The sequence below is a fragment of the Serratia marcescens genome (assembly GCF_001902635.1).
In the GTDB taxonomy this organism is placed as follows: Bacteria; Pseudomonadota; Gammaproteobacteria; order Enterobacterales; family Enterobacteriaceae; genus Serratia; species Serratia marcescens_F.
The window spans coordinates 24,717-46,461 of record NZ_MJAO01000019.1 but is presented as its reverse complement, the minus strand read 5'-3'; the positions used below and the strand labels follow the sequence as shown (position 1 = coordinate 46,461).

Genomic DNA, 21,745 nt, shown 5'->3' with positions numbered 1-21,745 from the left:
TTCACCGAAATTGTTGATCCGGCACGCTTCTGTTGTTGTTCTGTTTTTCAATGTTGGGTTACTCTGTAAATTAACAGACTGTTGATTTCAGCTGTAAGGAGGCCCTATGGCGAAGTATCAGAATCTTCTGGTGGCTATTGACCCCAATCAGGACGATCAGCCGGCATTGCGTCGCGCCGTATACCTGGTAAAACGAAACGGCGGGCGCATCAAAGCCTTCCTGCCCATTTATGACTTCTCTTACGAAATGACGACCCTGCTCTCCCCGGACGAAAGAACGGCGATGCGGCAAGGCGTGATCGGCCAACGCGCCGCCTGGATCAACGAGCAATGCCGCTTCTATCTCAACGAAGGCGTGCCGATCGAAATCAAAGTGGTCTGGCATAATCGCCCCTTCGAAGCCATCATTCAGGAAGTGCTTTCCGGTCAACATGACCTGCTGCTGAAAATGGCGCACCAGCACGATCGGCTGGAGTCGGTGATCTTCACTCCCACCGACTGGCACCTGCTGCGCAAATGCCCTTGTCCGGTGTGGATGGTGAAAGATCAACCCTGGCCGGAAGGCGGTAAAGCGCTGGTGGCGGTCAACCTGGCCAGCGAAGAACCCTATCACGACCCGCTCAATATCAAACTGGTGCAAGAAACCGTCGAACTGGCGCAGAACGTTAACCAAACCGAAGTTCACCTGGTCGGCGCCTACCCCGTTACCCCGATCAACATCGCCATCGAGCTGCCCGATTTCGATCCGAGCGTCTACAACGACGCCATTCGCGGCCAGCATCTGATCGCCATGAAAGCGCTGCGGCAGAAATTCTGCATTAAAGAAGAGTTCACCCACGTGGAAAAAGGCCTGCCGGAAGAAGTGATCCCCGATCTGGCCGAACACCTGCAGGCCGGCGTGGTGGTCTTGGGCACCCTGGGCCGCACCGGCATTTCGGCGGCCTTTATCGGCAACACGGCGGAACATGTGATCGACCATCTGAAATGCGATCTGCTGGTGATTAAGCCGGAAAACTTCAACTGCCCGATCGCGGCGGATGAAGACGACGAGCATGACGACGAAGATTAAGCGTTAACACCAATCTTAAACCGCTCGCTGCGTCGTGAGCGGTTTTCCCCTTTCACTTTAACAACGCATCGCAAAACGCCTGCATTGCCGCTGCGGAAGTGATGATTCGCCGGTGACCCAACCCCTGGGTTTCGATCAGCGTCGCGTTTGGCCAGGCATCGACCAGGATGTCGCTTTCAATTTTATGGACATAATTATCGTTTGCGTCATGAATGGCAACCAGAGGGATCTGTTGCTCGGCCACGCCGTGATAAGCACTGTAATGGTCCCAGCCATCGGCATCAATGCGGTAGCGCCGCGTGATGACCCCTTCCAGGTGTTCATGCATTCTCTTTGATAGCTTCAACTGCATGGACACTTTCTCAAAGATGCCGTAAAAACTGGACGGTGAGCTTATCACTCCCAGGCGATTGACGCTCAGCCCGGCTTTTACCGCATTTATCGCGGAAATGCCGCCGAAGCTGTAGCCAATAATGCTATCTATTCCGCCAAAAATCGCATGAAGCTTGGAGATGCATTCCATAAAGTCCAGCATGTCGGCTTCTACACCGTCAGACCGCCCATGTGCTACCGCATCGAATGCCGCAACGCAAAATCCCTTGGCAACCAAGATATCGATCAGTTTGGCGAAATGTGAGGCTCTGGACTCCCATCCATGTACCAACAACACATCGGGTTTGGCTCCACCCCAAAGATAATATCGGCAACGAATGCCTGAACTGAGGGAAAATGTCTCCGTCGAATCCGCCGTTTCCAGGAAGCTGTCCTTGGGGTCATGCTTTTTCTTTTTAGGTCTGAAAATTAAACTCTCCATTTTCCCCTTGGTGTAACCTGGCGAAATAACCTCACCGACCTTAACTAAGCTTCTGAACAGCTTCAGCGTAAGATCGCCGCGAAACTCAGCTGAATCGGCATCGCGATATGACGCCGAGATCCTCTGTTTGTAGTGCATGGCGCTTAACTCATCAAGAGAAAATATCAGGAGAGAACGTGGAGACTTCTTTGTTACAAATACTCAGCGTCACTATAAATTACCCCTACCATTTTCTAAAAAACATCTAAACTCCAGAGGCTATAATATTCATACAATTACTCATCTCATCCAGAAAAAGCTAATGCCGTCGTGCTGAAACCATTGTCGGCATACAATACCTGGGCAGTCATCGCTGAAGATAAATCGCTGGCCAGGAAAGCGGCGATATTGCCAACTTCCTCGATGGTAACGCAGCGTTTTAATGGCGCACTTGATTCAAATTGGTGCAATATCGTTTTAAAACTAGCAATTCCCGCCGCGGCCAAGGTACGAATGGGGCCGGCTGAAATTGCATTAACACGGATATCAAGTTTGCCAAGGCTTGCCGCCATAAAACGGACGTTGGCTTCTAATGACGCTTTAGCCAAGCCCATGACATTGTAATTAGGTATTGAACGCTCCGCCCCAAGATAGCTGAGCGTAATGAGCGAGGATCCGGGATTCAGGAAAGGTTTGGCCGCCTTTGCCATCGCGACAAAGCTGTAGGAACTGACATCGTGTGCAATCCGAAAGCCCTCACGCGTGACCGATTCCAAATAATCACCTTCCAGCTGATCGCCAGGCGCAAAGGCGATGGCATGCACAAACCCATCAAAAGTAGCCCAATGGCGTGAAAGGCTCTCGAATAACGTTTCAATTTGCGCATCTGAATTCACATCGCAGGGAAAAAGCAATGACGAACCACAGCGTTCGGCGACCTTCTCAACACGCACTTTCAGTTTGTCATTCAAATAGGTGAAAGCGCACTCTGCCCCTTGTGCATACAGCGCTTCGGCAATGCCCGTCGCGATAGAGCGATCGCTGGCAACACCGGCAATTAAGAACTTTTTACCTGTCAAAAGACTCATTATTATTAACCCCGAAAAACCCACAAATAATATCATTTAGAATAAATCAATCGCATAATAAACCTAAAGAGCCACCTTTCATTAACCGATCGTTAACACAGTAGCGCATGAAAAAAAATGAACATATTAGACCAGTTAATTTATTTTAATTGCGCGTCTTATTATTTCTTTTTCCCATTTCAGATCATGGTGCAATTAAAAATAAATTATAAATATTTAATATGCTAATGATTTATCATTAACTGCAAATCATATTAAAATCAAATCATTCCAATTCACAGATATAAAAACCCTCGAAATGAAAATCATCGAAGTTTCAATTAAATGCAATCGGCCCCAGGCAATTGCCCAGGGCCGATATCATGGTTTGCTGAAGAGACTTAACAGACTTTCTTTGAACGGCGTTATTGTTACAACGCCCGCAGAATCGCCTCTACGCTGTCTTTAGCGTCGCCAAACAGCATCTGGGTGTTCTCCTTGAAGAACAGCGGGTTCTGCACGCCGGCGTAACCGGTGTTCATCGACCGCTTGAACGCGATAACGTTCTGCGCTTTCCACACTTCCAATACCGGCATGCCGGCGATCGGGCTGCGCGGATCTTCCAGCGCCGCCGGGTTCACCGTATCGTTGGCGCCGATCACCAACACGGTATCGGTATCCGGGAAATCGTCGTTGATTTCATCCATCTCCAACACCACGTCGTACGGCACCTTGGCTTCCGCCAGCAGCACGTTCATGTGGCCCGGCAAGCGCCCCGCGACCGGGTGAATGCCGAAACGCACCTTCACGCCGCGCGCGCGCAGTTTCTCGGTGATTTCCGCCACCGGATATTGCGCCTGCGCCACCGCCATGCCGTAACCAGGGGTGATGATCACCGAGGTGGAGTTCTTCAACTGCTCGGCCACGTCTTCCGCCGTGGTTTCACGGTACTCACCCATCTCTTCGGCATCGCCGGTAGACGAACCGTCGCTGCCGAAACCGCCGGCGATCACGCTGATAAATGAGCGGTTCATCGCCTTACACATGATGTAAGACAGGATGGCACCCGAAGAACCCACCAGCGCACCGGTGACGATCAGCAGATCGTTGCTCAGCATGAAGCCCGCCGCCGCCGCCGCCCACCCCGAATAGGAGTTGAGCATCGACACCACAACCGGCATGTCGGCGCCGCCGATCGAGGCCACCAGATGCCAGCCGAACGCCAGCGCGATCGCCGTCATCAGCAGCAGCGTTACCACCTGCCAACCCACGCTGTCGGTGCGCACGAACGCCACCAACAGCAGGAACGACACGACCAGCGCCGCCAGATTCAGCTTATGGCGGTTAGGCAGCATCAGCGGCTTGGAAGAAATGATACCGCGCAGTTTGCCGAAGGCAACGATCGAACCGGTGAAGGTCACCGCACCAATGAAGATGCCGAGGAACACTTCGGTCAGATGGATGTTTGCCATCACCGGCTCCATCGGCGCGCCGTGATCCAGATAGCTGTTGAAGCCGACCAGCACCGCAGCCAGGCCGACGAAGCTGTGCAGCATCGCCACCAGTTCCGGCATTTCGGTCATTTCGACCTTCTTCGCCAGATAGACGCCTATGGAACCGCCGATGATCATGGCGATGATGATCCAGCCGACGTTGCCGGAATCCGGCCCCAAAATGGTGGCGATCAGGGCAATCGCCATGCCGGCGACGCCGAACAGGTTGCCCCGCTTCGAGGTTTCATGGCGCGACAGGCCCGCCAGGCTGAAAATAAACAGAATAGCGGCAACAATGTATGCAGCTGTAACCAATCCTCCAGACATTTGTTACCCCTTAGTTCTTGCGGAACATCTTCAGCATGCGCTGAGTGACGGTGAATCCACCAAAAATGTTGATGCTGGCGATCAGCACGGCGATAAAGGAGAGGAAACTCACCCAGCCGCCGTGGCCGATTTGCAACAGCGCACCGACCACGATTATCCCTGAGATCGCGTTGGTGACCGACATCAATGGGGTATGCAGCGCATGGCTGACGTTCCAGACCACGTAATAACCGACCACGCAGGCCAGCGCAAACACGGTAAAGTGCGACAGGAACTCTTTCGGCGCCGCGTCCGCCAGCCAACCGAACAGCAAGATCGCCAGCGCCATCAGGCCGTACTTGAGCCAAGGCGAGGTCGGCTTGGCTTCGGGTTTCGCGACCGGTGCGGCGGCAGGCGCCGCTTTCGGCTGGGCAGAAACCTGGATCGGCGGCGCCGGCCAGGTGATCTCGCCGCTGCGCACCACGGTGACGCCACGGATCACCGTATCGTCGAAATCGATGTCGATCTCGCCGTTTTTCTCTTTTGACAGCAGCTTCAACAGGTTGACCAGGTTGGTGCCGTACAGCTGCGAAGATTGCGTCGGCAAGCGGCTCGGCAGATCGGTATAGCCGATGATTTTCACGCCGTTGTCGGTCACGGCAATGGTGTCGGCCACGGTCAGTTCGCAGTTGCCGCCGGTTTGTGCCGCCAGATCGACGATCACGCTGCCCGGCTTCATCGACGCCACCATCTCTTTGGTGATCAGCTTCGGCGCCGGTTTGCCTGGGATCAGCGCGGTGGTGACGATGATGTCGACCTCCGCCGCCTGTGCGGCGAACAGCGCCATCTCGGCCTTGATAAAGGCTTCGGACATCACTTTGGCGTAACCGTCGCCGCTGCCCGCTTCCTCTTCAAAATCCAGCTCGAGGAATTCCGCGCCCATGCTCTGCACCTGCTCCTTTACTTCCGGGCGGGTGTCGAAGGCACGCACGATGGCGCCGAGGCTACCGGCGGCGCCGATCGCCGCCAGGCCGGCCACGCCGGCACCGATGATCATCACCTTGGCGGGCGGCACTTTGCCGGCGGCGGTGATCTGGCCGGTGAAGAAGCGGCCGAACTCATGCGCCGCTTCGACGATCGCGCGGTAACCGGCGATGTTGGCCATCGAGCTCAGCGCGTCCAGCGACTGGGCGCGGGAGATACGCGGCACCGAGTCCATCGCCAACGCGGTGACGTTACGCGCCGCCAGCTTGGCCATCAACTCGGGGTTTTGCGCCGGCCAGATAAAGCTGACCAGCGTGCTGCCTTCGCGCATCAAGGCGATCTCGTCGTCTTGCGGCGCATTGACCTTCAGGATCAGATCCGACTGCCACACTTCACTCTCGTCGACCAGCACCGCACCGGCGGCTTCGTAGGCGACGTCCTCAAAACTGGCCAGTTTGCCCGCCCCGCGTTCAATCGCGACGGTAAAACCCAGTTTCAGCAGTTGCTCCACCGTTTTCGGCGTGGCTGCCACCCGGGCTTCATTGGCCAACCGCTCTCTTGGTACACCAATACGCATAATGTTCCCTTCTCACCTGTCTTGGATGATGTTTATTATCTTCCTGCCCATAGCACGGCGCCGCCGGCGAGCGTGGCGTTAACTTGCCCGCACTGATTTCGGACGCCAACTATAACCTACTGAAAATAAGGTCGATGATCCATAATTGCTTACGCATTCAACTCTGTTTTTACATATAAACGTCTAACGCGATATGACAAATCGCAATTTACAGTGAAAAAAACCATACAGAACAGCGCATTCTGCGTGTCGTGACGTTTACGCTCGTCGTAACGATTTATGGCCGCATACGGTGGAAAAGCATAAAAGTTATCATTTTGTGAATAATTAACACTAATGACACCAAAGCCTTTATTATGGAAACTTATGGCGGTGTCGCCATCCGTGCGGCCTACGCCGCCTTCGGCGATTTGTCGCACGGGATAACATAAAATGCTGAGACAGTTTTCAGAATTACATGTAATAATCGACGGCTGAATTACACTTAAACAGTTCAGTACGTTATAAACGTTAATGCGCTAGGCGAAAGGATTTTTTATGAAGCTGAAGACCACGATCATCGCATCAGCCTTGTTATCACTCACCGCGCTGTCAGCTCATGCAGCGCAAGAGTTAACTCCTGAGAAAGCAGCGGCGCTGAAGCCGTTTGATCGCATCACGATTACCGGCCGCTTCAATGCCATCAATGAAGCCGTCGACGCCGTATCCCGCCGTGCAGACAAACTGGGTGCAGACTCCTTCTACATTCAGGACACCAATAACAGCAATAATGGCGGCAACTGGCGCGTCACCGCAGACCTTTACCATAAAGATGCGCCAGAAGTGAGCAAAACACCAAAATACCGCGTATTTAACGGCGTGAATGAACTGCCTAAAGATGAAGCCTACCTGCTGGAACCTTACGATACCGTGAGCGTCAGCGGTTTCTACCGTAGCCAGCCGGACATCAACGACGCCATCTCCAAAGAAGCGAAGAAAAAAGGTGCCGCCTCGTTCTTCATCGTGCGCCAGGTTGACGCCAACTCCGGCGGCAACCAGTTCGTCACCGCCTACATCTATAAGGCCGACGCGCCGAAACGCCGCGTGCAGAGCCCGGATGCCATCCCGGCCGATTCTGACGCCGGCCGCGCCGCGCTGGCCGCCGGCGGCGCCGCAGCCGCGAAAGTCGAAATCCCTGGCGTCGCGTCTTCCGGTTCGCCAAGCCGCGAAGTGGGCCGTTTCTTCGAGACCCAGTCCTCTACCGGCCAGCGCTATACCGTCACGCTGCCTAACGGCACCAAGATCCAGGAAGTGAACAACGTGACCGCCGCGCAGATGGTGCCGTTCGATTCCGTCACCTTCACCGGCCACTTCAACAGCATGACCGACGTGTCGACCGAAGTGGCGAAACGCGCAGCCGAGAAAGGTGCCAAGTACTATCATGTCACCCGCCAGTGGCAGAACAAGAGCGGCGGTAACCTGACCGTCAGCGCCGATCTGTTCAAATAAAACCCGCTTTTCGGTTTACCATCGGGCAGCCCTTGAGCTGCCCGTTTTTATTGCCGTTATTTTCGTCACGCGCTGAATAATTTTTTGTAAATTCCGCATATCCAATCATTGCATCTCTAATCATCCCTCCGTAGAATTTGCGCCAATTTTTAGGGCTATTGTCTATTCGCGCAGTGGTTGTTAACACATTGTTGCCGCCAAGCAGTTCCCTTCCAGTTGTTTATTCTGCGTTCAGGATCCGTCATTGGAAAAAAAACTCGGTCTTACCGCGCTAACCGCTTTGGTGCTCAGCTCGATGCTGGGTGCCGGCGTGTTCAGTCTGCCGCAAAACATGGCGCAGGTCGCCAGCCCCGCCGCGCTGTTGCTGGGCTGGGGGATCACCGGCGTCGGCATTCTGTTTTTGGCCTTCGCCATGCTGCTGCTTACGCGTCTGCGGCCGGATCTGGACGGCGGTATCTTCACCTACGCCAAAGAAGGGTTCGGCGAGCTGGTGGGTTTCTGCTCCGCCTGGGGATACTGGCTGTGCGCCGTGATCGCCAACGTCTCGTATCTGGTGATCGTGTTCGCGGCACTGAGCATTTTCACTGACCGTGGCGGCGACGTCATCCTCGGTGATGGCAACACCTGGCAGGCGCTGATCGCCGAATCCGCCCTGCTGTGGATCGTGCACGCGCTGGTGCTACGCGGCGTGCAAACCGCCGCCAGCATCAACCTGGCGGCCACCCTCGCCAAACTGCTGCCGCTGGGAATGTTCGCCGTTCTGGCAGCCATCGCCTTTAAAATGGACGTGTTTACACTTGATTTCCAGGGCATCGCGCTCGGTAAGCCGGTATGGGAGCAAGTCAAGGACACCATGCTGATCACCCTGTGGGTGTTTATCGGCGTGGAGGGTGCAGTCGTGGTTTCCGCCCGCGCCCGCAATAAGAAAGACGTTGGCCGCGCCACCATGCTGGCGGTGCTGTCGGCGCTGGCGGTGTATCTGATGGTCACGCTGCTGTCGCTGGGCGTGGTGCCGCGCAGCGAGCTGGCCGAAATGCGCAACCCGTCGATGGCGGTGCTGATGGTAGAGCTGATCGGCCCTTGGGGAGACGTGCTCATCGCCGCCGGCCTGATCATTTCCGTGTGCGGCGCCTACCTGAGCTGGACCATCATGGCGGCGGAAGTCCCGCTCTTGGCCGCGCAGCACGGGGCGTTTCCGCGCGTGTTCGGCAAACAGAACCGCCACCACGCCCCAGCCTCTTCGCTGTGGCTGACCAACATCGCGGTGCAGCTGGCGCTGGTCTTAATCTGGCTGACCGGCAGCAACTACAACTCACTGCTGACCATCGCTTCAGAAATGATCCTGGTGCCTTACTTCCTGGTCGGCGCGTTTCTGTTTAAGGTGGCTTACCGCCGTCGCGACAAGCGTCTGATCTTCGCCGCGACCGGCGCCTGCGTCTATGGGCTGTGGTTGCTGTACGCTTCAGGGTTGATGCACCTGCTGATGTCGGTACTGCTGTACGCGCCAGGGCTGCTGGTATTCATGTATGCCCGTCATGGCCACCGCGATGTCAATTTGCTGAATCGGTTGGAAAAGGGCAGCATCTTCTTGCTGCTGGCGGCTACGCTGCCTGCCGGCTGGTTTATGCTGCACTAGTTCTCTGTCGATGCGGCTGCCCGTCAGCCGCATTTTATTTCCCCTTCTTTCCTCTCTCGCGCGTTTCCTGTCTTTGCTCACTCAGTCAGCAGCCCCTCTTGCGATCTTAAATGCAACCAATCATCATTATCATTTAAGGCATTACCGAAAGACGTGGATGAACCCCTGACAGGAAGGGTAGAAAATGGCCGTCGTGGTCATAGAACGCGAGGCGCTGGGGTTGCCGCTTCGTTGGCACCCCCGAGTTGCTCCTGGCGGGCAAGCCGTTTGACGATGCGCAGACGTTTGCAGAAAAAACGGGATGAAACCGCCGAAATACGCGGTGTTAATTCATATAGACAGCATCTTTACCCTGCACTCTGGGCCCGATGCCGGAAGGAAGCTGTAACCGCCTGCGATGATGAAAGTAGACGTTTCGCGTTCATGGTTAGGCAATGTCATCGCCTAACCATGAACGGGCGGACGGGTGGACGCACCCGATCAGCTTTTAGGGGGAATGGTAATGGTCATGCGTTCTCCCACCAGGGCGATTGCAATGCCTTCCGCACATTCTTTCTGAATAGCCGCCAGCTGTTGCGCATCCAGCGCATAAGGCAGCTGAATATCAAACACCGTCAGGCCCTGCTGCTGCGCCAGATCGATCAGACGCACGATATTGGTTTCGTCGCTGACCTGCGTCGACACCACCTGCAGCGCCAGCTCTTTCAACTGCTCTTTGCGCGTTTGTGACGTGGTCACGCGCGATTTCAACACCATGCCGAAGATCGGCATCACACCATAAATAGCATCAACAAAGCGCCAGTGCTTCCTGCACGATGCGGACAGAAAATCCATGTAGTCAAAACAGATTTTCTCACTGCGCGCGATGGATGCAAGGTGATTGCTGTTCATCCCCTCATTCCTCTCATGGCCAGTGTTAACCCGTGGTCTTTCAAGCCGCCGCCGGGCGGCAACCTGAAATGCTTTGGGGATCTTACATCCAGAAATGGATAATCATGCGAAGCTTTAACGACTTTCCGCCGTATGATGGCATAATTCCCCTATTGTTTGCCAGTCTGTCCAGGAGCTTTAATCAATGGAACACCACAACTCTGCCCCGGTGCTGATTACCGGCGGCGCACGGCGCATTGGGCTGGCGCTCGCCAGGTCGTTTCTTCAGCGCGGCATTCCCGTCATCATCGCCTATCGCAGTGAATATCCGGCGATGGCCGAGTTGAAAGCCTTGGGCGCCTGCTGCATTCAGGGCGACTTCTCTACCCATGAAGGCATCTACCGTTTCGCCGACCAGGTTCGGCAGGTGGCGCCCAAGCTGCGTGCGGTGATCCACAACGCCAGCGCCTGGCAGGCCGAGTCGTCGGAGGTGCCGCCGGAGCAGGTGATGGCGGCGATGCTGCAAATCCACGTCTATACCCCCTATTTGCTCAACCTGCTGCTCGAATCCTGCCTGACTGGACAAGGCCAGGCCGGTGCCGACATTATCCATCTGACCGACTACGTGGTGGAAAAAGGCAGCGACAAGCACATCGCCTATGCGGCCAGCAAGGCGGCGCTGGACAATATGACCCGCTCTTTCGCCCGCAAGCTGGCGCCGGAGGTGAAGGTGAACGCCATTGCGCCGGCGCTGATCATCTTCAACGCGGGTGACGACGAGGCCTATCGCCAACAGGCGCTGGCGAAGTCGCTGATGAAGGTAGCGCCGGGAGAAAGCGAAGTGGTCAATCTGGTGAACTACCTGCTGGAGAGCCGCTATGTCACCGGCCGCACCCACGGCGTCGACGGCGGGCGGCCGCTGCGCTGATGCAAAGATCCGCATGGCGCATCTTCGCGGGCCGCGCTATGCTGAAATCCGCTTTTCTTATTAAAACACGGGCATATGCATAAAATTGTTTTTGTGGAAGACGATCCTGAAGTCGGCAAGCTGATCGCCGCCTATCTGGGTAAACACGACATCGAGGTGCTGATCGAACCGCGCGGCGACACCGCGCAGGCGCGCATCGAGAGCGAGCAACCCGATCTGGTGCTGCTGGACATCATGCTGCCCGGCAAAGACGGCATGACGCTGTGCCGCGATCTGCGCCCTACGTTCCCCGGCCCGATCGTACTGCTTACCTCGCTCGACAGCGACATGAACCACATCCTGTCGCTGGAGATGGGTGCCAACGACTATATTCTGAAAACCACACCGCCTGCGGTGTTGCTGGCACGCCTGCGTTTGCACCTGCGCCAACACAGCCAGCAGCCGAAAGAAGAGTCGGTTCAGCCGCTCACGCAGCACAATGCGCTGCATTTCGGGCTGCTGTGTATCGATCCGGTCAACCGCCAGGTCTCGCTCGGCGAAGAAACGATCACCCTGTCCACCTCGGATTTCGATCTGTTGTGGGAGCTGGCGACCCACGCCGGGCAGATCATGGACCGCGAAGCGCTGCTGCAAAACCTGCGCGGCGTGAGCTATGACGGCATGGACCGCAGTATCGACGTGGCGATCTCCCGCCTGCGCCGCAAGCTGTACGACAACGCGCTGGAGCCGTTCCGCATCAAAACCGTGCGCAACAAGGGCTATCTGTTCGCCCCTAACGCTTGGGCGTCGGTGCAACAATGAGAAAACTTTTCGTCCAGTTCTTCCTGTTGCTGTTCGTCTGTTTTCTGGTCATGGCGATGCTGGTCGGCCTGGTGTACAAGGTGACCGCCGAACGCGCAGGCCGCCAGTCGATGGACGATCTGATGAAAAGCTCGCTGTACCTGATGCGCAGCGAACTGCGCGAGATCCCGTTGAAGGACTGGAACAAGACCATCGCCACGCTGGATCTCAACCTGTCGTTCAAGCTGCATATCGAACCGCTCGGCAAACAAGAACTGAGCGAAGACCTCAAGAAGCGGCTGCGGCTGGGAGAGATCATCGCCCTCGACGATCAATACACCTTTATGCAGCGCATTCCGCGCAGCCACTATGTCTTGGTGGTCGGCCCGATTCCTTATCTGTTCTATCTGCACCAGATGCGCCTGTTGGACCTGGTGTTGCTGGTGTTTATCGGTATGTCGCTGGCGCTGCCGGTGTTTCTGTGGATGCGGCCGCATTGGCAAGATCTGCTCAAGCTGGAAAACGCCGCCCAACGGCTCGGCGCCGGGCACCTGGATGAGCGAACCCACTTCGATCCTACCTCCAGCCTGAGCCGGCTCGGCGTGGCGTTCAACCAGATGGCGGACAACGTCAACACCCTGATCGCCAGCAAGAAACAGCTGATCGACGGCATCGCCCACGAGCTGCGCACGCCGCTGGTGCGCCTGCGTTACCGGCTCGAAATGAGCGACAACCTGTCCGAAAGCGAGCAGCAGGCGCTGAATCGCGATATCGGCCAGCTGGAGTCGCTGATCGACGAACTGCTGACCTATGCGCGTCTGGACCGACCGCAGGTGGCGCTAAACATCGAGCCCATCGATCTGCCAAAGTGGCTCGAGGACAAGATCGAAGATATCCGCCTAATCCATCAGGAGCGTGAAATCCAGCTTGATATCCCGCACGTCGGTGACTTCGGCGGCGTCGATCTGCGCCTGATGGAGCGCGTGCTCGACAACCTGGTCAACAATGCGCTGCGCTATTCCGAACAGCGCCTGCGCGTTGGTCTGTGGTTTGACGGCGACCTCGCCTGCCTGCAGGTGGAGGACGACGGCCCTGGCATCCCGCCGGAAGAACGCGAGCGGGTGTTCGAGCCATTCGTCCGTCTCGATCCCAGCCGCGATCGCGCCACCGGTGGTTGCGGGCTGGGGCTGGCCATCGTCCACTCCATCGCCGTCGCTTATCAGGGACAGGTGTTCGTCGAAGGCAGTTCGCTCGGCGGCGCCAGCTTCCGTTTCTGCTGGCCGGTGAAGCCGACATTCAGTTTAAAAGCCGATCTGGCGTAATGCCGTCGGATCATTCTCATAGGGAGCCGAACAATAATGACATCTGCACATTCCAACACTTCCGCTTACGATCACCTGCGTGCCCTGTTTAGCCGGCTGTCGCGTTTCGGCCACCTGTCCGCCATCGCCGGTTGGGACATGCAAACCATGATGCCGCCCGGTGGCAGCAAGGCACGCTCCGAAGCGCTGGCCGAACTGAGCGTGCTGCAGCACCAGATTTTAACGGCGGAAAGCACCGGCGCACTGCTGGATCGCGCGCAGCAGGAAACGCTGGACGAACTCGATCGCGCCAACCTGCGCGAAATGCGCCGCCAGTATGAAGACGCGGTGCTGCTGCCGGCCTCGCTGGTCGAAGCCAAGTCGCTGGCCGGTGCGCGCTGCGAACACGCCTGGCGCGCCCAGCGCCCGGCCAACGACTGGGACGGCTTCGCCGAGAACCTGCGCGAAGTGGTCAAACTCAGCCGAGAAGAGGCGCAGATCCGCGCACAGGCGGCCGGCACCAGCCGTTACGATGCCCTTCTCAACCTGTATGAACCGGGTATGCGCAGCAGCGATCTGGACCGCATCTTCGGCGATCTGAAAACCTGGCTGCCGGATTTGCTGCAACGCGTGGTGGCCAAGCAAGCCAATGAACCTTGCCAGACGCCGCAGGGCCCGTTCCCCGTGGAAACTCAGCGCCAACTGAGCCTGAGCGTGATGAAACTGCTCGGTTTCAACTTCGACAACGGCCGCGTTGACGTCAGCGCGCACCCGTTCTGCGGCGGCGTGCCGGAAGATGTACGCATCACTACCCGCTATAACGAAAAAGAGTTTCTGACCGCATTGCTCGGCATCGTGCACGAAACCGGCCACGCCCGTTACGAGCAAAACCTGCCACGCGATCTGCTCGGGCAACCGGTCGCCCTGGCCCGCTCCACCGCCATCCACGAATCGCAGAGCCTGCTGTTCGAAATGCAGCTGGCACGCGGCAATGAATTCCTGAAAATCTTGCGTCCGCTGGTCACCGCGCAGTTTGGCGAACAGCCGGCGCTGGAAGAAGCCAACTTCATTCGCCTCAACCAGCGGGTGAAACCGGGCCTGATCCGCGTTGACGCCGATGAAGTGAGCTACCCCGCTCACGTCATCCTGCGCTATGAGATTGAAAAAGCGCTGGTCGAAGGCGATATCGAGGTGGAAGACATTCCGGCGCTGTGGAATGAGAAAATGCACGCTTACCTCGGCCTCGACACCATCGGCAACTACCGCAACGGCTGCATGCAGGATATTCACTGGACCGACGGCGCCTTCGGCTACTTCCCGACCTACACGCTCGGCGCGATGTACGCCGCGCAGCTGTTCCACAGTGTGCGTCAGGCACTGCCTTCGCTGAGCGAGGATATCGCCGCCGGCAACCTGCAGCCGTTATTCCACTGGTTGCAGCACAACATTTGGCGCCACGGCAGCCGTTTCCCGACCGAGACGCTGATCGCCAATGCGACAGGCGAAGCGCTCAACCCGCGCTACTTCCGTCAGCATTTGGAAAACCGCTACCTGTAATTCCCCCTGGCGCGGCCCCGGCCGCGCCCTTTCCTTACCTGTATGACTGGATAATGTTTCATGGCGCACATGCCCTGCCAATAACGCCTTGGTTACAGAGTGGCGGGTTGCTACTCATCACAAGTATGTTGTAACTAAAATAGCAAAAAGCAGCGGGCCGCCTGGCCGCTCATCCCTGAGCGTGACGCGCGATCATCGCCGCCAATTGCGGCCGCAGTTGCGCAGGCAGGTCATGCCCCATGCCCGGCATAACATGCAATTTGGCGTTGGCGATCGTCCTGGCGATCGCCACCCCGCCCGCCTTACGCACCAGCCGGTCACGATCGCCGTGGATCACCAGCGTCGGCGCGACAATGCGCCGGCTGTAACGGCGCAGATCGCCGCTGCCAAGCAACGCAGAGAGCTGCCGCTGCACGCCTTCCGGATCCACGCCTCGCTTCAGCAACCGCTTTATCAGCGCATCCAGCTCCGCCTCCTCCGGCGGATAAACCGGGCTGCCGAGCGCGCGCAGAAAGGTCTTCATTCCCTCATGGCGCTGCTGCGGCGTCATATCGGCCGGCGGCCGGCGCACCAGCAACCATAACAACGAAGGCGCCGGTGGCGGCAACAGCGGTTGATTGGTACTGGAGAACAAGATACACAGCGAGGCCACGCGCTGCGGGTAGTCGGCGGCCAGCACCTGCGCGATCATCCCACCCATCGAGGCGCCCAGTACGTGGGCCTGCGGGATGCGCAGATGATCGAGCAGATGCGCCGCGTCCGCCGCCATGTCCGCCAGGGTATAAGGCACCGGCGTTTGCCAACCGAGCTGGGCGCGCAACATCAGCAGCCACAGCGGCTGCGTGCGTTGCGCCTGAGTTTTGCCGGAAAGGCCGACGTCGCGGTTGTCATAACGGATCACCCGAAACCCCTTGGCCACCAGGGCGCGGCAGAAATCGTCAGGCCACAGCAGAAGCTGCGCGCCGATGCCCATGATTAACAGCAGCGGCGGGTGCGTCTCATCGCCCCAGTCCTCATAGGCCAACGGTACCTCGCCCTGTTCGGTCACGCCGCAACGAATCGTTATCTCGTTCATTTTAAATCCCTTTTATCGTGCCTGGCGGTCATTATAGCAGCAATCCCCCCTGCCGCCGCCGCCCTGTACATTAGGTTACATGCCGAAACCAATCACTCACGGAAAGCCGGGCGCCGTTTGCCTACTATCATCTCAACGGCCCCGCAGTGGGGTTGATACCCAAAAGTCATGTTGAGGATTCTGCGATGAAAAAAGTATTAGCTCTGGTTGTTGCCGCTGCAATGGGTCTGTCTTCTGTGGCTTTCGCTGCCGAGGCTGCCACCACCACCGCACCTGCGGCTACCGCAACCACCGCCACCGCTGCGCCGGCTAAAGCTCAGGTGAAACATCACGGCAAGAAAGCACCGGTACAGAAAGCTCAGGCGGCCAAAAAGCATCACAAAAAAGCCGGTAAGAAAGCCCCGGCACAAAAGGCCCAGGCGGCTAAAAAGCACCACAAGAAAGCCAGCCACAAAAAAGCTGCCAGCACTCCAGCAGCGTAATGGCGTGAGGTTCCCCTCACCGCTTCAGGCTTGACGTGTACGACACCCGGTTCGCCGGGTGTTTTTTCATCGGGGGGTTCTCATTGATGCTGCGCCGCTACCTGTTCGAGATCATTCTGACCGCCCTGATCCTTTGCGGCCTGATAGCCGTCTGCTTTTATCTGTAGCCTGCCGCATTGACGGCGGGAAATTATTGAAAAATCAATTATTGCCCATCTACATGGCTGCTAAATCAGTCTATAGTTAGCATTCAGTGTGTTTATGGATGATCCGTATTTGTCAGGCAAGAGATCTATGCGCAAATCCGTTTTACTGTTGCTGTGCTCACTCCCGTTCATCGCTTCCCAGGCGGCACGCGCCGACAGCCCGTCCAGTGCTGAACAAACGCGCCTGTTTTTCGGCAAAGATGAACGAGTCAAGGTCACGGATACCGCCGCCCAACCGTGGCAAGCCATCGGCCAGGTAGAAACCGTCAGCGGCAACCTGTGCACCGCGACGTTGATTTCCCCGCATTTAGCGCTGACCGCCGGTCACTGCGTGCTGGCGCCGCCGGGGCAATTGGATAAAGCCGTCGCCCTGCGCTTCGTGGCCGGCGATAAATCATGGCAGTATCAAACCGGCAATATCGAGACGCTGGTCGACAGCAAGTTGGGCAAAAAATTGAAGCCGGACGGTGACGGCTGGATTGTACCGCCTGCCGCCGCCGCTTATGACTTTGCGCTGATCCGCCTGAAAGACAAAACGCCGCTGCCGATCAAACCGCTGCCGCTGTGGCAGGGCGACAGCAAAGCGCTGACCCAGGCCCTTAAACAGGCCAAACGGCTGATTACTCAGGCGGGTTACCCGGAAGACCATCTGGATGACCTCTACAGCCACCAAAACTGCAAGGTGACCGGTTGGGCCCAGCAAGGGGTGCTGTCGCACCAGTGTGATACGCTGCCCGGCGACAGCGGTTCACCGCTGCTGCTGAAAACCGCCGACGGCTGGCAATTGATCGCCATCCAAAGCTCGGCGCCGGCGGCGAAAGATCGCTATCGCGCCGATAACCGCGCCCTGGCGGTGCCCGGCATCCGCGCAGCGCTGGACGCCCTGGCGGCTGGCAAGTAATCCTCTCACAACGGCGCATGATGCGCCGTTGTGTTTTTTCGTTCCCCCGTCCTATCGCGCCGCGCCGGCCCTCTGCTGACCGGCGCGCCTGAGCTTAGCCCGAAAGCTGCTCGATAGTTTGCAAAATGCGCTTGTCGGAGATCGGGTAAGGCGTGCCCAACTGCTGCGCGAACAGGCTAACGCGCAGCTCTTCGATCATCCAGCGCACCGCTTTCACCTCTTCCTCCTGCTGTCGCTTCGGCGGCAGCTTGTTCAGCCACTGCTGCCACGCCTGCTGCACCTGCTCCACCCGCAACATCTGCGCGCGATCGCGGTGCGGATCGATAGCCAGCTTCTCCAACCGACGTTCGATCGCCTGCAGGTAACGCAGCGTGTCCTGCAGGCGTTTCCAGCCGTTGCCGGTGACGAAGCCGCGATAGACCAGGCCGCCGAGCTGAGTCTTGATGTCCGACAGCGCCAGCGCCAGCGACATGTCCACCCGGCCCTTCAGCCGTTTGTTGATGTTGAAGACCGCCGTCAGGATCTGTTCGACCTGCTTGGCCACCTCGACGACCGTGTCGTTCAGCTCGGCGCGGATCTGCTCCTGCAAGCGCGCAAAACCTTCCTCCTGCCAGACCGGGCCGCCGTGTTCGGCGATCAGCTTGTCGATGCCGCACGAAATGCAGTCGTCGATCAGCTCCAGCACCTTGCCGTACGGGTTGAAATAGAGCCCCAGCTTGGCCTTGTTCGGCAGTTTCTCGTGCAGGTATTTAATCGGCGAAGGTATATTCAGCAACAGCAGGCGGCGCGTGCCCTGCCACATGGCCTGTTGCTGCTCGCTTTCGCTGTCGAACAGGCGGATCGCTACGCTGTCCTTTTCATCCACCAGCGCCGGGTAGGCCTTCATCGAATAGCCGCCGCGCTTCTGCTCGTAAAACGCAGGCAGTTGACCAAAGCTCCAGACATGCAGATTGCTCTGCTCCAGCCCGTCGTCGGCCACCGCCGACAGCGTTTCCTGCACCTTCTCTTTCAGCTGCAGGCGCAAGGCGGCCAGATCTTTGCCTTCGCGCAGCGTCTGGTTTTTCTCGCCCACCACGCGGAAAGTCATTTTCAGGTGATCGGGCACCTGATCCCATTGCCAATCATCACGTGACACCGTCACGCCAGTCATGCGCCGCAGTTCACGCTCCAGCGCATCCAGCAGCGGCAGTTCCAGCGCCGTGACGCGGCCGAGGAACGCTTCGGCGTAGTTCGGCGCCGGCACGAAGTTGCGGCGCACCGGCTTCGGCAGCGACTTGATCAGTGCAATCACCAGCTCGCGGCGGATGCCGGGGATCTGCCATTCAAAGCCCTGCTCCTCCACCTGGTTGAGGATTGGCAGCGGAATGTGCACCGTCACGCCGTCGGCGTCGGTGCCCGGTTCGAACTGGTAGCTCAGCCGCAGCTTGAGGTTGCCCTGATGCCAGAAGTTCGGGTAGTCGAGCGCGCTGATCTTGTTGGCGCCGTCCTTAATCAGCATCTCTTTTTCGAAGTTCAGCAGATCCGGCTGCTGTTTGGCGGCGTTCTTCCACCAGCTGTCGAAATGGCGGCCGGAAACCACGTCGTTGGGAATGCGGCGATCGTAGAAGCCGAACAGCGTTTCGTCGTCCACCAGAATGTCGCGGCGGCGCGATTTGTGCTCCAGCTCTTCCACCTCGGCACGCAGTTTTTGGTTGTCGCGGAAGAAGGCGTGGCGCGTCTGCCAATCGCCCTCCACCAGCGCATGGAGGATAAACAGCTCACGGCACAGCAGCGGATCGATGGAGCCGTAGTTGACCTGGCGCGCCGCGACGATCGGCAACCCAAACAGCGTCACCTTTTCGCTGGCCATCACCGCCCCCTGCGACTTCGACCAGTGCGGTTCGCTGTAGCTGTGTTTCACCAGGTGTTGCGCCAGCGGCTCGATCCATTCCGGTTCGATGCGCGCGGCGATACGCCCCCACAGGCGGCTGGTTTCCACCAGTTCGGCCACCATGGTCCACTTCGGCGGCTTCTTGAACAGGCCGGAGCCGGGGAAGATCGAGAAGCGGGCGTTGCGCGCGCCGGTGAATTCCTGTTTGTCCGCGTCTTTCTGGCCGATGTGCGACAGCAAGCCGGTCAGCAACGCGGTGTGCACGCTGCGGTAGTCGGAAGGCGTGCTGTTGATCGGCAGCCCCAGTTCTTTCACTACCTGGCGCAGCTGGGTATAGATATCCTGCCACTCGCGCACCCGCAGGTAGTTGAGGAAATCGTTGCGGCACAGCCGGCGGAACTGGCTGGAAGAGTTCGCTTTTTGCTGCTCCTGCAGATAGTCCCACAGGTTGACGAACGCCAGGAAGTCCGAGTCCTTGTCGGCGAAGCGACGGTGTTTTTCATCCGAGGCCTGCTGCTTGTCCATCGGGCGCTCACGCGGATCCTGAATCGACAGCGCGGCGGTGATGATCATCACCTCGCGCACGCTGCCGCTCTTCTGCGCTTCCAGCACCATGCGCGCCAGACGCGGGTCGATCGGCAACTGCGCCAGCTGCCGGCCCTGCGGCGTCAGCTGATAGTGGCCGTTGTCGGCGGTGGTGATCGCCCCCAGCTCTTCCAGCAGGCGCACGCCGTCCTGAATGTTGCGCTTGTCCGGCGCCTCGACGAACGGAAACGCGGCGATGTCGCCCAGCCCCAGCGAGGTCATTTGCAAAATGACCGACGCCAGGTTGGTGCGCAGAATTTCCGGATCGGTAAACGCCGGCCGCGACAGGAAGTCCTGCTCGGAGTACAGACGGATGCACACCCCTTCCGACACGCGGCCACAGCGCCCTTTACGCTGGTTAGCGGAGGCCTGCGACACCGGCTCGATCGGCAGGCGCTGCACCTTGGTGCGGAAACTGTAGCGGCTGATGCGCGCAGTGCCCGGATCGATGACGTACTTGATGCCCGGCACCGTCAGCGAGGTTTCCGCCACGTTGGTGGCCAGCACGATGCGGCGGCCGTGGTGCGACTGGAACACCCGGTTCTGCTCGCTGTTCGACAGACGCGCGTACAGCGGCAACACCTCGGTATGCGGCAGGTCGAGGCGGTTCAACGCGTCGGCGGTATCGCGGATCTCACGTTCACCGCTCATGAAGATCAGGATGTCGCCCGGCCCTTCGCGCCCAAGCTCGTCCACCGCATCGAAAATCGCCTGTAGCTGATCGCGATCGGTATCGTCGCCGTCGTCGACCACCGGGCGGTAACGCACTTCCACCGGGTAAGTGCGCCCGGAAACCTCAATGATCGGCGCATTGTTGAAGTGGCGCGAGAAGCGCTGCGGATCGATGGTCGCCGACGTGATGATCACTTTCAGATCCGGGCGTTTCGGCAGCAGCTCGCGCAGGTAGCCGAGAATAAAATCGATGTTAAGGCTGCGTTCGTGCGCCTCATCGATGATCAGCGTGTCGTACTGCATCAGCAGGCGATCCTGCTGAATTTCCGCCAGCAAGATACCGTCGGTCATCAGCTTGACCAGGGTGTTTTCCCCCACCTGATCGTTGAATCGCACCTTGTAGCCGACGCTGCCGCCGAGCGGGGTTTCCAGCTCGTCGGCGATGCGGTTGGCGACGGTGCGCGCCGCCAGACGGCGCGGCTGGGTATGACCGATCACCCCTTTCACCCCGCGCCCCAGTTCCAGGCAGATCTTCGGCAACTGGGTGGTTTTACCCGAGCCGGTTTCCCCGGCGACGATCACCACCTGGTGATCGCGGACGGCGTTTAAAATATCCTGTCTTTTTTGACTGACCGGCAGGCTTTCCGGGTAGGTAATGCGCGGGCAAGACGCGGCGCGCGCCTGCACTCTTTGCCGCGCCGCCGCGATGTCGCTTTCCACTTCGGCGGCGACCGCCAGCTGGGCATCGGGATTTTTGATTTTTCGTGCGCCCTGCAGGCGACGACGCAGGCGTTGTTGATCGCGGAGCATCAGCTCACCCAGTTGGGCCGGCAGTGCCTCGAGCGGAGATTTCACGTTCGGTGTTCCTTTTTCATCGCGGCCAAGGCCAGGCTTAGCAACGGTTTAATGTTTTTTTAGCGATTTTTTTGCTTTAGCCGCACAGCCTATCACAAACGGCTTTTTCCCCCTACTTCCGCAAGTAAAGCGTCGGCATGTTATTCAATAAAATCGAACGAAGATCTCGAAATATTGCGCTATCACTGTTGGGGGAATGTGAATAGCATGTACTTCATGCAAGGGACGCTGAGTCCTGATGTCACTGTCA

17 protein-coding genes are annotated in these 21,745 nt (G+C 58.1%); 9 read left to right on the top strand and 8 right to left on the bottom strand.

Annotation, left to right across the window (positions count from 1 at the left end; genetic code table 11):
• The first annotated feature begins 106 nt into the window (after positions 1-106).
• Positions 107-1,069, top strand: coding sequence for a universal stress protein UspE (gene uspE / locus BHU62_RS18265; RefSeq protein WP_073533313.1), 963 nt, complete (start codon positions 107-109; stop codon positions 1,067-1,069).
• Positions 1,070-1,121: 52 nt separating this feature from the next.
• Here the strand turns inward: uspE and BHU62_RS18260 are convergent, their stop codons facing one another.
• The 4 genes from BHU62_RS18260 to pntA form a co-directional block, all read right to left on the bottom strand.
• Entirely contained in the window at positions 1,122-2,021 is a 900-nt protein-coding gene (locus BHU62_RS18260; protein ID WP_073533312.1) for an alpha/beta hydrolase, read from the bottom strand.
• Between the two features lie 146 nt (positions 2,022-2,167).
• Positions 2,168-2,950, bottom strand: coding sequence for an enoyl-ACP reductase (locus BHU62_RS18255; protein WP_073533387.1), 783 nt, complete (start codon positions 2,948-2,950; stop codon positions 2,168-2,170).
• Positions 2,951-3,360: 410 nt separating this feature from the next.
• Positions 3,361-4,749 (bottom strand): Re/Si-specific NAD(P)(+) transhydrogenase subunit beta, encoded by a 1,389-nt coding sequence (gene pntB, locus BHU62_RS18250; protein ID WP_073533311.1) that lies wholly within the window; start codon positions 4,747-4,749, stop codon positions 3,361-3,363.
• Positions 4,750-4,759: 10 nt separating this feature from the next.
• Positions 4,760-6,289 (bottom strand): Re/Si-specific NAD(P)(+) transhydrogenase subunit alpha, encoded by a 1,530-nt coding sequence (pntA, locus tag BHU62_RS18245; protein WP_073533310.1) that lies wholly within the window; start codon positions 6,287-6,289, stop codon positions 4,760-4,762.
• A 537-nt stretch (positions 6,290-6,826) separates the two neighbouring features.
• On the opposite strand from pntA, the gene ydgH reads away from it, so the two are divergent.
• Positions 6,827-7,777 (top strand): DUF1471 family protein YdgH, encoded by a 951-nt coding sequence (ydgH, locus tag BHU62_RS18240; protein WP_073533307.1) that lies wholly within the window; start codon positions 6,827-6,829, stop codon positions 7,775-7,777.
• Here ydgH and BHU62_RS25030 read toward each other — a convergent pair.
• The gene (locus BHU62_RS25030; RefSeq protein WP_139282296.1) at positions 7,770-7,964 is read right to left on the bottom strand and encodes a hypothetical protein; all 195 of its coding nucleotides are present in this window, start codon (positions 7,962-7,964) and stop codon (positions 7,770-7,772) included. The genes ydgH and BHU62_RS25030 overlap by 8 nt on opposite strands.
• A 57-nt stretch (positions 7,965-8,021) precedes the next feature.
• On the opposite strand from BHU62_RS25030, the gene BHU62_RS18235 reads away from it, so the two are divergent.
• Positions 8,022-9,413, top strand: coding sequence for an amino acid permease (locus BHU62_RS18235; RefSeq protein ID WP_073533305.1), 1,392 nt, complete (start codon positions 8,022-8,024; stop codon positions 9,411-9,413).
• A gap of 480 nt (positions 9,414-9,893) precedes the next feature.
• Here BHU62_RS18235 and BHU62_RS18225 read toward each other — a convergent pair whose 3' ends face one another.
• Positions 9,894-10,304, bottom strand: a complete 411-nt coding sequence (locus tag BHU62_RS18225; protein ID WP_073533302.1) for a hypothetical protein — start codon at positions 10,302-10,304, stop codon at positions 9,894-9,896.
• 184 nt (positions 10,305-10,488) lie between these two features.
• Here BHU62_RS18225 and folM point away from each other — a divergent pair, with 184 nt between their 5' ends.
• The 4 genes from folM to BHU62_RS18205 all read left to right on the top strand — a co-directional run bounded on the left by folM (position 10,489) and on the right by BHU62_RS18205 (position 14,849).
• A complete protein-coding gene (folM, locus tag BHU62_RS18220; protein WP_073533299.1) occupies positions 10,489-11,211 on the top strand; it encodes a dihydromonapterin reductase in 723 nt (240 codons plus the stop codon).
• A gap of 75 nt (positions 11,212-11,286) precedes the next feature.
• Complete coding sequence (rstA, locus tag BHU62_RS18215; protein ID WP_073533296.1) at positions 11,287-12,012, top strand: two-component system response regulator RstA; 726 nt, start codon at positions 11,287-11,289, stop codon at positions 12,010-12,012.
• Entirely contained in the window at positions 12,009-13,313 is a 1,305-nt protein-coding gene (gene rstB / locus BHU62_RS18210; protein ID WP_073533294.1) for a two-component system sensor histidine kinase RstB, read from the top strand. Before rstA ends, rstB begins: the two co-directional genes overlap by 4 nt.
• A gap of 36 nt (positions 13,314-13,349) precedes the next feature.
• Positions 13,350-14,849, top strand: a complete 1,500-nt coding sequence (locus BHU62_RS18205) for a carboxypeptidase M32 (RefSeq protein ID WP_073533291.1) — start codon at positions 13,350-13,352, stop codon at positions 14,847-14,849.
• A gap of 169 nt (positions 14,850-15,018) precedes the next feature.
• Here BHU62_RS18205 and BHU62_RS18200 read toward each other — a convergent pair whose 3' ends face one another.
• Positions 15,019-15,924 (bottom strand): alpha/beta fold hydrolase, encoded by a 906-nt coding sequence (locus tag BHU62_RS18200; protein WP_073533288.1) that lies wholly within the window; start codon positions 15,922-15,924, stop codon positions 15,019-15,021.
• Between the two features lie 185 nt (positions 15,925-16,109).
• On the opposite strand from BHU62_RS18200, the gene asr reads away from it, so the two are divergent.
• On the top strand, positions 16,110-16,406 hold the full coding sequence (gene asr, locus BHU62_RS18195; RefSeq protein WP_073533285.1) for an acid resistance repetitive basic protein Asr: 297 nt from the start codon (positions 16,110-16,112) through the stop codon (positions 16,404-16,406).
• 294 nt (positions 16,407-16,700) lie between these two features.
• Positions 16,701-17,513, top strand: coding sequence for a trypsin-like serine peptidase (locus tag BHU62_RS18190; protein WP_073533281.1), 813 nt, complete (start codon positions 16,701-16,703; stop codon positions 17,511-17,513).
• A gap of 94 nt (positions 17,514-17,607) precedes the next feature.
• On the opposite strand, the gene hrpA is transcribed toward BHU62_RS18190, so the two are convergent.
• Positions 17,608-21,495 carry an ATP-dependent RNA helicase HrpA gene (hrpA, locus tag BHU62_RS18185; RefSeq protein WP_073533279.1) on the bottom strand — a complete coding sequence of 1,296 codons (3,888 nt, stop codon included), beginning with the start codon at positions 21,493-21,495 and terminating at the stop codon, positions 17,608-17,610.
• Positions 21,496-21,745 lie beyond the last annotated feature (250 nt).